Below are 16,685 nucleotides of genomic sequence, written 5' to 3'. Positions count from 1 at the left end.
GGGTGTTTTAAGTAAGTGCCCTTTTTTTGAAAATGATATTTATAATATTAAGCCATCCTTTTTATAGGGGTGGCTTTTTTTGATATTGATTTTAGTATTTCTTTTCGTGAGGGTGCCTAAAAATGGGGTTGTATTGAAAGTGGATGTTAAATAATTATGCATAGACCGTGAAAAAATAGCCTTTAATCAATAAAAAAATGAAAAAATATTCATTTTTGACCCTTGAAATGATGGTTGATGTATAAAAAAGTATATTTTTGCTCCTGCTAACTCGATAAAAAATAAAAAGACTATGGCACAATTAAGATTTCAGGCTTTAGCCGAATTGATGAACAGGGAAGCAAAAGAAGTAAGCTTTCCTTCAGCTAAAACGACTGACTACTATGGGGAATTAGTTTTCAACAAAGAAGCAATGTCGAAATATTTGTCACAGGACGCTTATAAGGCAGTAAAAGTGGCAATCGATAAAGGTGATGCAATCGATCGTAAGGTTGCTGATAATGTAGCTTCTGGTATGAAAGCCTGGGCTATGGAGCGCGGGGCGACACACTATACGCACTGGTTTCAGCCATTAACTGATGGTACTGCCGAAAAGCACGATGGCTTTTTAGATTATGGTGATAATGGTAACATGATTGAGTCATTTTCTGGTAAGTTATTAGCTCAGCAGGAACCTGATGCTTCATCATTCCCATCAGGAGGTATTCGTCAAACATTCGAAGCTCGTGGATATACAGCCTGGGATGTGTCATCACCAGCATTTATTATCGGTACTACACTTTGTATTCCTACAGTATTTATTTCGTATACCGGAGAAGCGCTTGATTATAAAACACCTTTCCTTAAAGCATTGCACGCTGTTGATAAGGCTGCTGTAGGTGTTGCTCAATATTTTGACAAAGACGTAAGAAAAGTACACACTAACCTAGGATGGGAGCAAGAGTACTTCTTAATTGATACGGCATTATACCAGGCTCGTCCTGACTTGATGACAACTGGCCGTACTTTAATGGGGCATTCGTCAGCTAAAGATCAACAGCTAGATGATCACTATTTTGGTTCTATTCCTGAGCGCGTGGGTAAATTTATGATTGAACTTGAGATAGAGTGTCATAAATTAGGTATACCTGTTAAAACACGTCACAACGAGGTGGCACCAAACCAGTTTGAGGTTGCTCCTATTTATGAAGAGGCTAACCTGGCAAATGACCATAACCAGTTGTTGATGGATGTGATGAAGCGCGTGGCTCGTCACCACAAATTTGAAGTTATTCTTCATGAAAAACCATTTGCTGGTATTAACGGTTCGGGTAAGCACAACAACTGGTCATTGGCAACAGATACAGGCGTGGTGTTAATGGCTCCAGGTAAAAACCCTAAAGGCAACCTGCAGTTCTTAACCTTCGTGGTGAATGCCATGGCCGCTGTATATAAGAGTCAGGATTTATTGCGCGCTTCTATTTTAACAGCCTCAAATAGCCACCGTTTGGGAGCAAACGAAGCACCGCCAGCGATTATATCTGTATTTACTGGTTCGCAAATTGCAGATATGTTGGATAACTTGGCTGAGCGTATTACCGACCAAAAGATGACGCCAGATGAGAAGACAGCTCTAAAACTTGGTATTGGACGTATTCCTGAGATTTTATTAGATAACACCGATCGTAACCGTACATCGCCATTTGCTTTTACAGGTAACCGTTTTGAGTTCCGTGCTGTTGGTTCAATGACCAACTGTGCTGCTCCTTTAACAGCTTTAAGTGCTGCTATGGCTGTTCAGTTAGAAGCGTTTAAAAAAGATGTTGACGCTTTAATAGAAAGTGGTGTTAAGAAAGACGAAGCTATCTTCCAAACGATTAAGAAGGTGATTTTGGAGTCGGATCCTATCCGTTTCAACGGTGATGGATACTCGGATGAGTGGAAAGAAGAAGCGGCTAAGCGTGGCTTAACCAATATTACTTCTGTGCCTGAGTCGTTGTCTAAGTATTTGGATCAGAGTTCTAAAGATATTTTAGTTGGAACAGGGGTAATGTCTGATCGTGAGCTGGAAGCTCGTGTGGAGGTAGAGATGGAGAAATTTACCAAGAAGATTCAGATTGAAGCACGTGTATTAGGTGATTTAGCCATTAATCATATTGTACCAACAGCTATTCAGTACCAAACGGAGTTGATTCACAACGTACAAGGTATGCGTGATATCTTTGATGATAAAGAGTTTGCAGAATTGGCTGGAGCACGTAAGGAGTTAATTAAGACAATCTCTGGACATATTTCTTCTATTAAGGCTAAAACGGCTGAGATGGTTGAAGCACGTAAGAAATGTAACATCATTGAATCAGAAACTGAAAAAGCATATGCTTACGACAAAGAGGTGCGTCCCTACCTTGATTCTATTCGTTACCATATCGATAAGTTAGAGCTAACGGTTGATAATGAGATGTGGCCGTTACCAAAATACCGTGAACTGTTATTCCACAGATAAGATAGGTTGTTAGGTGAATAGTATATAATTGATTATTGACCTATATACCTTTAATTGAAAGAAAAGGAAAAAAATCTACACAAAAAAAGGTTGCAGCATATGTTGCAACCTTTTTGTTTTTCCCTATTTGTTGTGGCTTATAGTGTAATGTAGCTCTGTACACATCATTTTTTGTTAAGCAGTTAACGATTCGACAGTTTGTCAATTTTACGCCATCTCTAATACTGCTTTCACCACATTGTTGGCACCCTCGGCAATTTGCAGAATGTTAGCATCCAGCATATAGCAAGGTGTTGTGGCAATCTTATTGGCTTCATCAACCACCACTTCCCCATGATTGGTTGTCTCGTGGTTGCCTCCCATGGCTTCAATGGCCTGAGCTGTACCTTCATCCTGACCAATGGTAACGGTTACTTCACCTAATATTTTTGCAATCACTGCTGGAGTAATGCATAAGGCTCCAATTGGTTTGCCGGCAGCATGCGTTTCTTTTACTGCTCTTTCGGTTTCAGCTTCTACAGTGCAGTTGGGGCCATCAAAAGCAACCGTACTAAGGTTTTTAGCTGCGCCAAAACCGCCAGGTAACACCAATGCATCAAAATCAGTGGCTTTATATTCGTTTAAAGGTTTGATTGCACCTCGAGCAATGCGCGCAGCTTCAATCAGTACGTTACGTTTCTCATCAGTTGGTTCTCCTTTAAGATGATTGATAACATGATGCTGTTCTACATCAGGGGCAAAAATGGTGTATTCAGCACCTTGTTTGGCAATGGACAAAAGCGTTAGTACCGATTCATGAATTTCTGCACCATCGTATACACCGCATCCTGATAAAATAACGGCTATTTTTTTTTTAGTTGTCATGATAATTGTGTTATAATGAAGATTAAAAATAAGGTATTTTAAGCAAGTCTGCTATCATTTGTACATTCATTTTATTTCATCAAATAAAATACAAATTTCATCAAATTATATTAAGTATAATCTCTCTAAATTATGCTTAGAGGTGAATTGGTTGAAGATTGTATTGTGTTGTTTAATAGTTGTTTGTAACAGGCGTTTCGGGAGATTTATACTTTTGTGCATGGTATGTGGTCTAAGTTTATAACTATTTGAACAGATGGGCGTATAAGTCTACTTTACTTAATGAATGTATATTTGTGCGTTTTCTTAACAATGACAACCTTACTTATTATTATAAAATGAAATACATCAACATGCGTAGCATAATAGTTCTAATACTCTTATGTACGATTACCTCAAATGCCATGTCTACCATTAGGTATGTAAAGCCTAATGACGTGAGTAATGCCTGGCAATCACAATCAACTGTCTATTCTGATCTTCAATTAGCTTTGGCTGATGCCATTAGTGGAGATGAAATATGGGTAGCTGAAGGGATATATAAACCTACCACATCTGATGACCGGACTATTTCTTTTGAACTTCAGCCAGGTGTAAAGCTCTATGGTGGCTTCATTGGAACGGAGACTAGCCTGGAGGAGCGTAATTGGCACGAGTATCAAACTATACTTAGTGGTGATATTGGTATGCCGTTAGATCAGAGCGACAATACCTACACAGTGGTAAAGGCCATTGGATCCGAGTATAATGTTATTAATAAGTCTACCATATTTGATGGTTTTATCGTGCAGCATGGTAATAATCAGATTTATGGATGGGAAGCTGGTAGCGGTGGAGGAATGCGTTGCGAAAATGCATCCCCTTTTGTTATTAATGTAGTGTTTGATAACAATAAGGCCCGTAATGATGGTGGTGGAGTATATTGTAAAGATGGCTCAAATCCTGTTTTTGTGCATTGCATATTTACCTCAAATACTGCTTATATGGGATCTGGAGCCTATGTTCAAAGAGAAGGTAGTTTTTATAACTGTTTGTGGTATAATAATGTAATGGATAAATCTGAAGCCGACTATGGTACAAGTGCTGAAGGTTTTGGCGTTGATTTATATAGCTATAATTCTGGCAATGCCGTTGTTGCCAACTCTATTTTTGTTGAAACATTGAACAATACCGGAGCCAGAAGAGCGACGTATGGTCTTATTGAACGTTCTAATGTTAAATCGACAGATCCAGGTTTTATTAGTTTAATGGATGGTGATTTTAGGTTAAGATACAATGCAATTGCCATTGATGCTGGTGATAATTCATATATGCAAGGCGTTGACACCGATTATTTTGGTAATGCTCGATTAGTTAATGATATCATTGATGCAGGACCGTCAGAAGGTGGAACTATAACACCTGCGACCGTAAGTCCCGCTAATTTTGAAACTATCGCAAGTAATGGAGGGACTGGCGTTGTTAATTTTACAGGAGAATGGCCTGCGACACCCAATTATTCAATCGTCAGGTATTTTATTCAGTATTGGAATAACCCTGCCAATATCACCTCAGTTGATGTAGGAAGTGATCTGGCGTATAGCACATCATTTACAGTAGGACAGAATGTAAGCTGGCGCTATGGTGTTGAGTTAGACGACGGTACCATAAATTATTCTCAGGTAAGCTACTTTTCATTGCCTACTGGAACACCATATTTTGTAAAGGTTGGTGCAACAGGCGATGGTTCATCATGGGCTAATGCTTTTGGAGATATTCATCAGGCTTTGAATGTGGCTGTTGATGGAGATGAAATATGGGTCGCCGAAGGTACTTATTTGCCATCATCAACTGGAGATAGAGAAGTTAGCTTTAATGTAGCAACCGGCGTTAAGCTTTATGGTGGTTTTAAAGGTAATGAAGCAAGCTTAGACGAGCGCAATGCTTTGGTCAATAAAACAATTCTGAGCGGAAACATTGGCGATGTCGCCAAAAAACAAGATAACTCGAAACATGTTATGGTTATCAATGCCAGAGGCTCCATTATTCTTGATGGTTTTATTATTCAGGATGGATTTGCGGGAGATTGGCGCGGTGATGGCAGTATGGGTGCCGGTTTAATGGTTAATAATGGCAGCCAGATTATTAGTAATGTGCTATTTAAAAATAATGAAGCCGATGAAGATGGCGGTGCCATTGTGTTAAATAATAGCGAGACTGTTATTGCTAACTGTATTTTTAAAAATAATTCGGCAGACGATGGCGGTGCTATAAGTATGTTAAGTGGCAACTCTGCCATTATAAATTCTGTTTTTGATTCAAACTCAGCATACCAAACAAGTGCCGTTGATAATGTCAATAGTGTTAGTAATTCAATTTTCACTAATAACGTTTCGCAATATAATTATTACGAATGTAGTAGCTCAAAAACTAATTATAACCGATTTGACAGAGATTATGGCTATGAGAATATTAGTGATAAAATCATTTTTGTTGATGCCGATAACGATGATTACCGACTTAATAGTGCATCCGCTGGTATCAATTCGGCTTGTAACGATTCGCTTCCAGGCTGGTTGGTAAAAGATTTTGCCGGAAAAGAACGTATACAGGATAATATAGTTGATATGGGAGCTTTTGAAGGCGCAGTTATCTGTCCTGTTGCCAATACTCCTGCCAACGGTACAGTGTTTAAAACCAGTGAGGCCAATTACCCACTTGACTTAACAGGAGGTTGGATGACTGAGGCCGATTACACCATCTCTAAATACATTATTGAGTATTGGGAGAAAGATGGTGCTGTTACACGAGCTGAAGTAAGCACCGATTTTACAATCAATCTTAGTTTGGCTGCCGCTAAGGAGTACACGTGGCGTTCGGGTGTTATTGCCGAATCAGGAGATGTCAACTACTCTGAAATCAGCACATTCTCCATAGCTCAGGATACGCCTTACTTTGTCAAAGAAGGAGGTAGCGGTGATGGAAGTAGTTGGGCCAATGCCTTTGGAACCATCAATGAAGCTTTGGCGCTGGCTGTTAATGGTGATGAAATTTGGATTGCCGCCGGTACATACTATACGACCACTGATGATCTTAATCGAGAGGCTAGTTTTGATGTAACAACAGGCGTTAAATTGATTGGTGGATTTGCTGGTGATGAAGAAAGTATTGACCAGCGTAACTGGCGATTAAATAAAACGGTATTAAGTGGTGAAATTGGTGATAAGCTGGATGACTCAGATAATACCAATAGAATTATTTACTATAGCAACGAGCATGGGAATGTTGCAACTTTTGATGGCCTGATTATTAGAGATGCATATAGTTATAGTGAAGGTGGAGGAATGCACATAAATAAAGGTACAGCCAATGTGCTTAACTGTATCTTTGATAACAACCGAGCCTACGATGGTGCAGCTATCGAAAACAAAGGTGGACAGCTTAATTGTTACAATACAATTTTTAGTAAAAACAAGGCTGAGTGGACATATGTTGTGGATGGGTACAGGGCGCAAAATCACTTGAGTAATTGCGTTTTTGTTAATAATGAGGCGAATATAATGATTACCGGTAACGGTTTATTTACCAACAACATCATATGGGGTAATACTAACATGGAAAGTGGTGTTTCAGCTATAGATGTTACCAATTCATGTATTCAAGGAGGAAGTGTAAGTAATGGTAATATTAACTCAGATCCTTTGTTTATCAATGCAGACGAAGGTGATTACCGTTTACATTATTTGTCACCATGTATTGATGCCGGAGATAAAACAAAATTACCGGCAACACTGAAGCAGGACTTTGGAGGTAACAACCGTATTATCAACGATGAGGTTGATATGGGAGTGTTAGAGGGTGGCATTGTTACCCCTCTGGTAAAAGAGCCTTATAATAATGAAGTAATTGAAATTGATGCAGCAAGTAGTTATGTGCTGTTGTCGTGGGAATGGGAAGAAGGAGTTACAAAACCTGATGTAGAGTCCTACTCAATCGATTACTGGCTGAATGATGGCGAAATGAAAACCACTTATACTCCTAACGAGTTTACAAATATTACGGTAAATGCTGGTAGCATAGTGAGGTGGCGCATTGTAACCCATGTTGTGGGAGGTGATGTTATTAATGGCCTGATACAGTCATTTAATGTGCCTCATAATCATCCGATATATGTAAAAGAAGGGGCAACCGGGGATGGAACTTCATGGGGAAGTGCTTTTGGAGATCTGCAAGAAGCTATGCAAAGTGCTGTTGGAGGCGATGAGTTTTGGATAGCAGCAGGCACTTATAAACCTGCCGAATCGGATCGCTTGAAAGTATTTGCCTTACAAAATGGCTTTAAGCTGTATGGTGGTTTTAATGGTACTGAAACTCTATTAACAGAACGCAATTGGAACACGAATTCAACCATTTTAAGCGGTGAAATCAATGACCTAACATCTCAGGAAGATAACAGCACACATGTTGTTGAATGTGAAATGTTAGCTTCTGATTCAGCTTGGATTGATGGTGTTATCATTCAAGATGGTAACTCAAATTATTGGAATAGCGGGCACCAATACGGAGGTGGAGTATATGCAACAGGAGGTACTCTGTTGTTAAATAATACCTGGATACAAGAAAACAAGAGTGATAATAGGGGAAGTGCTCTTTATAACAATGGTGCAGATATTATTATTACTAATTCGATCATTAGTAATAATACAGCTCCTGATAACAATGGTACTACAGTGCATCATGAGACAGGAACCACCAAACTGATTAATTCGGTGGTGTATAATAACACAAGTAATAATGCAGGTGGTATTTATAGCGATAATGATACAAAAGGCCTGGAGGCTGTTAACTCAATAATATGCAACAATACAGGTAACACAAGTAATAATGTTTATGGAGCCAAGGTAACATACTCATTACTCGAAGAGTCTTATTATGGTGACGGAAATATTGTTGGTAATCCATTATTTGTCGATGCAGAAAATGGCGATTACCGCTTACAAGTTCTTTCGCCAGGTATTAACGCCGGGATAAATGATTCAATACCTGATGCTATAACTACCGATTTTGCCGGTGGTGAGCGTATTCTTGAAGAGGTGGTAGATATGGGCTGCTTCGAAGGTGGGGTGATAACACCAATAGCAACAAGTCCGGTAAGCCACGAAATAATAAAAGGGGTCTTTTTAGGTACTGATGTTACTTTTGAATGGGGCATGCCTGAAGGGGTTACTGATCCTGGTTTTGAAAGCTATCGTTTAGAATACTGGACAGATAGTAATGACAAAACAATCGTTGCCGACCTCACCGAAATGAGTTATACCGCAAGCTTAAGCAATGGTAATGAATATCAGTGGCAGGTTATAGCTATTATGAATGGTGAAGAAATACCCTCGCAGGTAATGTCATTTTCCTTAACTCATTATTATGCCATAAAGGTTAAAGAAGGTTCGAGTGGCTATGGCGACCGATGGGATTATGCTTTTGGTAACCTGCAGGATGCGATAAACGAAGCTGTACCTGGCGATGAAATATGGATAGCAGCAGGAACTTATTATCCTAGTAAAGCAGATGATCGTACCGAATCATTTGAGATAAATAAGCAACTGAAAATCTACGGTGGTTTTAAAGGGTCGGAAGTCTATTTAACAGATAGAAAACTGAATCCTGAATTAACATTGTTAAGTGGTGATATTGGATTGCCGAATGTGACTACTGATAATGCGCATCGTATAATAGAGGTAGCGTTGCAGGAAACAGATACGCTTATAATTGATGGATTAACAATTTGTAATGGGGTTGCTGAAGGAAGTCACAATTATGGTCAGGTTGCAGGACTTAATTCGAAGGGTGGTTACGTTGAATTGAATAATTTGATTGTAAGAGATAATACATCTGAAAGTGTTGGAGCAGGTGTGTTTACGAGATCAACCATGAGAATCAATAATTCATTATTAACCCGAAATATTAGTAACAATAATTCGGGGGCTGTGGGTGCTTATGAATGTGATGTTTATGTAAATAACAGTACAATAGTTGATAATAAAGCGGCTTATGATGGTGGTGGCCTAAACAGCAATAGTAGAGGTGTATTTTATGTAAGTAACTCAATCATATGGAACAATGGAGAACGTAATGTCTCCGGATATTACGAAAGTGAATATGTGTATTCATGTATTGAAGGGATGAATAATGGCGATGCAGTAATCAATGAAGATCCTTTGTTTGTGGATGCTGAAAATGGTAACTACCGATTACAGCCCAATTCACCAGCCATTAATGCTGGCTTCAACGATTCAATACCTGACGGTGTTCGTTACGACTTGGATGGTATTGGCCGTGTAAGCTGGGGTGTTGTTGATATGGGGGCGTATGAAGCATCGTATCCTAAAACCGTTCGTCCGGCTGATAAATCGCCCGAGAGTCCCTCTGGTGTATTGGGTTATACCTGGACATTGGGAGCTGATATAGATGGTGTAACGCCTGATCCTAATGCAATGGATGCAACAGAGTACAAGATGAGCTTTAAATCCTGGGATGTTGATGATGAAACCAAGGTATATGAGAAGGTGGATAATTTAGGATATTGGGGAATGTTATCGTTCAACTTTGATTATCGCCAGGGCTACCAGTGGAAGGTTGGTGTTCAAACTGAAGCTTATACCTATTGGTCGGACATTGCTACTTTTTATATTGGAAGTGAACAACCATTGTATGTTAAAGCCGGTTCAACTGGCAATGGTTCATCATGGGATAATGCCTTTGGAACGATTAATGAAGCTGTTGATGCGGCAGTTAAAGGTGATGAAATATGGGTGGCCAATGGAACCTATAAGGTGACATCCGGCACCAGCCGTAGTGAAACGCTACACCTTACTTCGTATATTGGATTATATGGGGGCTTTGCCGGAACAGAAACACAACGTTATGAGCGTTTCAGCAATAAAGACCATACTATTATTAGTGGTGATATCGGAACTCAGGATGATGATAGTGATAACTCAGAAAACTTAATCACCATTACTGGTAATTCGCAGGAGCCGGTTGAAGGTGTTGTGATTGATGGTTTTACTCTCACAAAAGCGAATGCCGATGCCAACAATGGCGGCGCCATCAATGCGAATTATGCATCATACCAGGTATTGAATTCATACCTGTCGGACAATAAGAGTGGTAATGGAGCAGCTATTTACAATGCTAATTCGGAGGTGTATGTGTATAATTCGCAAATTGATAATAATACCTCTACAGATGCCGTTGTTTATGGCGATGTCAATTCGAAACTCGAAATGGTTAATGCCACTGTAACGGCCAATACATCAGGCATAAAATCGCCTGGAGATGTGTTGAATACAATTTTGTATGGCAACACCGGAACGCAATTGAGCGATGCAGAGGCAAGTTACTCATGTATTGAGAATGGATATGCGGGAACCAATATTGTAGAAGGCAATCCTGATTTTATGGATGCCGCCAATAAGGATTATCGTCTTGGTAAGTTTAGCTCATGTTACAACCAGGGTACCGATACTTATTTGCCTGGTTTTGCTTATATGGATTTATATAAGAATGAGAGCCGTTCATTCTATGGTCAGGTTGATATAGGTGCTTCTGAGGTTGGCCCTTATCAGTTAGGCAAAATAGAAGCAGTAAGCTTTACGCCCGGTCACGATGCTGTGGATGTGGAATATGATGCACCAATAAGCATCAGTTTTAACCAGGCTATTAAAGTAGTGGATTATGATGCGGTTGTTATGACACCAGAGAAAGTGTTTTATGAAACCGAGTTAGTGGATCAGGGTATTAAGCTTAACCTTAATCATAATAATCCAATGGCTTTTGATGAAACATACACCATTGAAATTCCGGCAGAAGCTATTGAGTTTGCCTACAACAGCAAAATTCCAACAACAGATGTTAAGTTCTCATTTACCATCAGAAGTTGTAAGCCGGCTGTAATCAAACCTGAAGCTAGTCAATTAGACTTATGCTTGTTTGATGCCGTTGACTTGCCTGTTACGTTTGATGGCGATTACCTGGCTGGTTATAAATGGATGAGAGAAGGTACTGTTTATTCGGATGACCTATATTCTCCAAATCTTAATGTGGAACGATTCTCTGAAAAGTATGCCGGTGTGTATACCATGGTTGTGAACGATATGTGTGGCAACTCAATAACCAAAGATGTAACACTGGATCTGAAATTGAGCAATCAGATACTATTAAAAGATAAATGGGATGATGTGGTATTTGTAGATAATTCGGAACAGCAATTTTCTGATTTCAAATGGTATATTGGTGATAATGTGGAAGACACTAAGCAATATTTTGATTTGGCTAATATCAGTGGTGATGTATTTGTAACGGCTCTTGATGCTAAATCAGGCTGTACTGTTTATTCCGATACACTTACAGTTGAAGGTGGCGGATTAAAGGCTATGAGCGTACATCCGAATCCTGTTCAGCGAAGCCAGCAACTGGTTATTAAATTGCCTCAACAGCAAGATAAAACCGTTGTGCGATTGTACGATATCGCAGGTCATTTGGTATCTCAGAACGAGTACACAAATACCAGGTTGATTGATTACGATGATACCAACGTAAAACCGGGTGTTTATGTGTTAGAGGTACAGGCCGAAGGCTTGGTTGAGAAACGTAAAATTATTATTCAGAAGTAGATAAAATGAGTGTGAGGCCATGTGCCTCTCACTCTTAATTAAATTGATGATGAAGAAAATTCTATATATCGTACTCGGATGTATGTTGCTGTTAACTACAGTAGATGCACAAACAGATTCTACTGCGGTGGCTGTAGAGCAGAATAAACCGGTAAAACCAGAGAAACGTTATAAAAAAGTATATTGGGGACTGAAAGCCGGAGGCGGTCAGATGCTTTGGGATAATGATTTGGATTCTTACTCAGGAGAAGCAATTACTCCTTTAAATGGGGGCTTTTTTATTGAGTATCGACCCATTAAATATGTTGGTATTGAAACAGGTGCCAGTTATTTTATTGGTTCATTTAAAGGTAGTATTGAATCGTATGCCACAACCCTAAAAGGTGTAGATAGTGAAGGGGATGATGTTAGTTATCGGTTTTCAGCTAATGAACTGGAAGAGTCGCAAGATTTGGCGCTGCTTAATGTGCCAATTGCTATTAAGCTAAATGCCTTTGCCGGTAACTGGGAGTTCTTTGCCAAGGGGGGAGTGGAGTACCGCCATGCCCTCACTGCTACTTATGAGCAAAGTGGTAAATTCACTAACCAGGCTTATTACGAGCAGTGGGACCTGTTAATTGATGATCTTCTCAATCAGGGTTTTTATACGAATAGATCTGTTAGTGAGAGCGGCGATTTACTCTGGAAAGATGCTTTTGAACCATTTGTGGGCGGAGGCATTGTTTTCCCAAGTCGTAAAACTGCTTTTTTTATCGAAGGCATCTATTACCTGGGCAGCTCAGACTATATTGAGAAGCAGGCTGCGCCTTTCGAAAACCGGATTGGTAATGTACCTGCCAGTAAGCAATCATCGGGCAGTATTATGGAAATGGGAGTCACCAATATGAGCGGTTTTATTGTTAATATAGGTTTGCGATTTTAACTTAGTTTTTATATGATATGAAGGCTGTCTTGTTATTTAGGGCAGCCTTTTTTACTTTCGGCAGGTTTGTACGATAGTGCAACCGTAAAACAAAATTTAAAACCGAAGATTAAATAAGATGCGAGATTAACAGGGGTCTTGTAGAAGTGAGTTTTTTATATCGTGTGATATAACATATGATTGTGTACAATGCATGCTCAAATGGTATATATTGTGCACTTTTGGATTTTGTAATGAGCAAATATATGACTGTATAAATAAACGATGTGTTTCATAAAAAAAACCAGATGAAATTATACCTGCAATTGTTTTGGTGATATTCGTCTCAGCTTGTTCTAATCAAGTTATACAAGAGGTTTGTTAAAAGGATATGTTTGAGAAAGGGATGAAAGGTCAATTTGCTTCGCCACCTTTCCTTGTTGTTAACCTTAATCCTTCTGAAACTAAGGAAATCTGTTGCGAAAGCACGGATATTAGCAGTTTGTAATTACTATTTCTTCTCAGGAAACGAGTAGAAGAATAGAATTTGATAAAAGAGGTATTTCTATCGAAATAGTGATAGTTATACATGTATTTAAGATGAAAAATAAGGCAACACAATAGTTAAGCGTTCTGACTGGTTGAAAACAGATACTGAATGTAGTGATGCCGATAAACACGATTAACGAAAATGAAGAGCATAAACATCATTTATTACTCGCCAACGCAAACTACCAAAACAATTGTTAATGAAATAGCCCGGCATATTGAGTTGGAGCCCACTTCAGAAACCAACCTGGCCAAGGAACCTGTGGGATTGTTGCATACGGTATCAGCTGATAGTCTCACTATAATAGGCTTGCCTGTGTATGGTGGGCGTTTGCCACAACAAATCATTAAAAATCTTAAACAATTGAAGGGCAATCAGTCGCCGGTAGTTATTGTGGTTGTATATGGCAACCGCGATTACGATGATGCCTTGCTGGAACTTAACAACATTGTGCATGATGGTGGTTTTAAGGTGTTAGCTGCAGCGGCTTTTATTGGCGAACACTCCTATTCAACCAAAGCACAACCAATTGCTCAGCATCGTCCCGATAGCGATGATTTGCAGAAATGTAAAGATTTTGCAGACCTTATTAGTCAGAAGCTGGAGGTAGAAGGGGGGTGTGTTGAGCCTGCTATTCAAGGCAACTACCCCTATAAACCCTATAAACAAATGCCCGCTACAATTTACCCTACTACCGTTCCTGAGCGATGCACCAAATGTGGAATTTGTGTCGGTGTATGTCTTACAAATGCAATTACTATGTCCGAAACGCTTGAGACTAACGGAGCACAATGCACTGTTTGTTGTGCCTGCACCCGTTATTGTCCCGAACAGGCCAGAGTCTTGGATAACGCCATGATAGATGAAATTAGGGATCGACTCTATACCAATTGTTCGGAACGAAAAGAGCCAGAGTATTTTATTTGATAGCCGCATTGTCTTTTTGTATAGAAACTTATATAATTTATTAGTACGTTTGTTAAGAACGATATGTTTTTTGAAGTCATTTGAAATACTCGTTCAGCTAATTTTTAACCACCAAATTAACCAACTAAAATGAGAAAGTTTCTTCTTATTCTGGGCTGCAGCTTGATTAATGTTGTTGTCTTTTCACAAGCAAAAACATCCACATTCAGAGACACGCTTGACAATGCCCTTGACATGAGTACTTTTCTGACCGAGAAGAAAGGGGTACTGCCCGTTCCTATGTTTATAACTGAACCCGCAGTTGGATATGGTGGTGGAATGGCCTTGTCTTATTTTCATGGCTCTATCATGGAAAAAGGAAATATACCCGATATCACCAGTGGCTTTGGCGGTTTTACAGAGAATGGCACCTGGTTTGGCGGGCTTTTTCACCTTGGCTTTTGGAAACAGGACAGGATACGATATATGGGTGCCGTTATGAAAGGCTATGTCAACATTGACTATTATGGGCCAAATAATATATTGTCAACTCCTATTGAGATGAATATGGATACCTGGATGAGTATCCAGCAGCTTAAGTTTCGTTTGGGTAAGTCCGATTTCTTTGTTGGCGGTCGCTACTTTTATTACGATGGCACTAATACCTTTAAATTACCAATAGATATACCGGAGTATACTGGTAAACAGTTTAATTCTACACTAAGCGAATTGTCGTTAATGGTTGATTTTGATACGCGTGATAATGTTTTTTCGCCATCTAAAGGAGTTTATGCTCAGATAAAAGGAACCTATAGTGATGATTGGATGGGGGGAGCAGGCCAATACGGCCGCCTGACTGGAGTGATCTTGGCTTTTGGTGATTTAAGCGATAGAGCAACGCTTGGAGCAAGGTTGGAAACACAGTATGCCAGCAAGCATACACCTTTTTGGTCTATACCAGGCATAAATATGCGTGGTGTCCCGGCAGCTAAATATCAGGGAAATAATACAAATCTGTTGGAGTTACAGGCTAATTATAAGCTGAATTACCGTTGGGAGGTACTCGGGTTTACGGGAATGGGTATTACCTCTCCATTGGAAGAAGGATGGTTGAAGACAAATCAATCGGTTCGTACTATAGGTACAGGATTTCGTTATCTCATAGCGCGTGTGTTTGGTTTAAGCGGAGGAATGGATTTCGCCTGGAGTAATGATGATTTTGGTTTTTACCTGGTAGTTGGCCATGCCTGGGCTCGTTAGATTAATTGATATTTAAGTCGATGGAAAAAAGAAATAAGGTATTTATCGCCACCAGCCTCGATGGTTATATCGCTGATAAAGATGGTGGTTTAGATTGGTTGTTCAGTATTCCTAACCCCGACCAGGTAGATATGGGCTACGAATCGTTTATGAGCGAAGTAGATGCCATTGTTATGGGGCGCGTAACTTTTGAAACGGTATGCGGGTTTGATTGTCCGTGGCCTTATACCAAGCCTGTATTTATATTGAGCGCTTCGTTGGAAAGTATTCCCGAAGAATTTACCGGTAAAGCTGAACTCGTGAAAGGAACAATACCCAAGATAGTAGAGCAATTAAATTGGCGTGGTTATCACCGTTTGTATATCGATGGGGGTAATACCATTCAAAACTTTTTAAAGGAAGATTTAATCGATGATTTAATTATTACCACCATTCCAGTGCTGCTGGGCGGAGGCTATACATTATTTGGTGATTTAGTTCAGCCGCTAGACTTTGAGTATGTTTCTTCTAAAGTGTATTTGGATAAGGTACCGCAGATTCGATACAAAAGGAAACGAGATTAGTTGGTAAAAGTACTAATTTGAAACTCATTTAATTACTTTCACCAACTCCACATTATCTAATACATACACCAGGTGTTCATAATCTTTGGCATTCAGTTTTAATGTGCCTTCTACTTGTATGTAATTGTCTGTTTTTAAGTTTTTAAACTTTTTAATGTGGTCATCTTTTGGATTGATCTCAATAATGGTTTCGATGCCCGAGCCAGTGCAAAAGAAGCAAGTATTCATTGGGTTGTACGACAGCACAAAGACACTGCCTGTTACATCAACCGGCAGAAAAAAGCCTTTGACAGTAATTTCCGCTCCATTCAGTTGCTTTAGTTCTTTGCCAAACTTAGGCCTGGGCAGATACGTGTTATAGGTGATAGAATAGAGAAAACGTACTTTTACATCATTCAGTAATAAGTCCCACGCATCATTTGTTTTGCTGGTTTGAGCTGACAAGTTTATTTGTACAACTATTGTGAGGAGTAATAAAGCAATTATTTTCTTCATTTTCTATATGTTA

8 protein-coding genes are annotated in these 16,685 nt (G+C 39.4%); 6 read left to right on the top strand and 2 right to left on the bottom strand.

Annotated elements, in window-relative coordinates:
• The first annotated feature begins 292 nt into the window (after window positions 1-292).
• Complete coding sequence (locus J1N10_RS01445) at window positions 293-2,482, top strand: glutamine synthetase III family protein (protein ID WP_262324892.1); 2,190 nt, start codon at window positions 293-295, stop codon at window positions 2,480-2,482.
• Between the two features lie 207 nt (window positions 2,483-2,689).
• On the opposite strand, the gene elbB is transcribed toward J1N10_RS01445, so the two are convergent.
• Window positions 2,690-3,346, bottom strand: a complete 657-nt coding sequence (elbB, locus tag J1N10_RS01440) for an isoprenoid biosynthesis glyoxalase ElbB (RefSeq protein WP_262324891.1) — start codon at window positions 3,344-3,346, stop codon at window positions 2,690-2,692.
• 353 nt (window positions 3,347-3,699) lie between these two features.
• Here elbB and J1N10_RS01435 point away from each other — a divergent pair, with 353 nt between their 5' ends.
• The 5 genes from J1N10_RS01435 to J1N10_RS01415 all read left to right on the top strand — a co-directional run bounded on the left by J1N10_RS01435 (window position 3,700) and on the right by J1N10_RS01415 (window position 16,177).
• Window positions 3,700-11,997 (top strand): choice-of-anchor Q domain-containing protein, encoded by an 8,298-nt coding sequence (locus tag J1N10_RS01435; protein WP_262324890.1) that lies wholly within the window; start codon window positions 3,700-3,702, stop codon window positions 11,995-11,997.
• Window positions 11,998-12,043: 46 nt separating this feature from the next.
• Entirely contained in the window at window positions 12,044-12,919 is an 876-nt protein-coding gene (locus J1N10_RS01430; RefSeq protein WP_262324889.1) for a hypothetical protein, read from the top strand.
• Window positions 12,920-13,589: 670 nt separating this feature from the next.
• Window positions 13,590-14,375 (top strand): EFR1 family ferrodoxin, encoded by a 786-nt coding sequence (locus J1N10_RS01425; protein ID WP_262324888.1) that lies wholly within the window; start codon window positions 13,590-13,592, stop codon window positions 14,373-14,375.
• Between the two features lie 129 nt (window positions 14,376-14,504).
• Window positions 14,505-15,614 carry a BamA/TamA family outer membrane protein gene (locus J1N10_RS01420; RefSeq protein ID WP_262324887.1) on the top strand — a complete coding sequence of 370 codons (1,110 nt, stop codon included), beginning with the start codon at window positions 14,505-14,507 and terminating at the stop codon, window positions 15,612-15,614.
• A gap of 20 nt (window positions 15,615-15,634) precedes the next feature.
• Window positions 15,635-16,177: a dihydrofolate reductase family protein gene (locus J1N10_RS01415; protein ID WP_262324886.1), complete on the top strand. Its 543-nt coding sequence runs from the start codon at window positions 15,635-15,637 to the stop codon at window positions 16,175-16,177.
• Window positions 16,178-16,201: 24 nt separating this feature from the next.
• Here J1N10_RS01415 and J1N10_RS01410 read toward each other — a convergent pair whose 3' ends face one another.
• Window positions 16,202-16,672 (bottom strand): hypothetical protein, encoded by a 471-nt coding sequence (locus J1N10_RS01410; protein WP_262324885.1) that lies wholly within the window; start codon window positions 16,670-16,672, stop codon window positions 16,202-16,204.
• Between the last annotated feature and the right edge of the window lie 13 nt (window positions 16,673-16,685).

The sequence above is a fragment of the Carboxylicivirga litoralis genome, from assembly GCF_025499605.1.
Lineage (GTDB): Bacteria > Bacteroidota > Bacteroidia > Bacteroidales > Marinilabiliaceae > Carboxylicivirga > Carboxylicivirga litoralis.
Note: the sequence above shows the minus strand (reverse complement) of the source record. Positions and strands in the feature narration are given on the sequence as shown.

Excerpts from the sequence above, each read along its gene's own strand:
- J1N10_RS01435 (WP_262324890.1), top strand. The coding sequence starts at position 3,700 with ATGCGTAGCATAATAGTTCTAATACTCTTATGTACGATTACCTCAAAT.
- J1N10_RS01415 (WP_262324886.1), top strand. The coding sequence starts at position 15,635 with ATGGAAAAAAGAAATAAGGTATTTATCGCCACCAGCCTCGATGGTTAT.
- J1N10_RS01420 (WP_262324887.1), top strand. The coding sequence starts at position 14,505 with ATGAGAAAGTTTCTTCTTATTCTGGGCTGCAGCTTGATTAATGTTGTT.
- J1N10_RS01430 (WP_262324889.1), top strand. The coding sequence starts at position 12,044 with ATGATGAAGAAAATTCTATATATCGTACTCGGATGTATGTTGCTGTTA.
- J1N10_RS01445 (WP_262324892.1), top strand. The coding sequence starts at position 293 with ATGGCACAATTAAGATTTCAGGCTTTAGCCGAATTGATGAACAGGGAA.
- elbB (WP_262324891.1), bottom strand. The coding sequence starts at position 3,346 with ATGACAACTAAAAAAAAAATAGCCGTTATTTTATCAGGATGCGGTGTA.
- J1N10_RS01410 (WP_262324885.1), bottom strand. The coding sequence starts at position 16,672 with ATGAAGAAAATAATTGCTTTATTACTCCTCACAATAGTTGTACAAATA.
- J1N10_RS01425 (WP_262324888.1), top strand. The coding sequence starts at position 13,590 with ATGAAGAGCATAAACATCATTTATTACTCGCCAACGCAAACTACCAAA.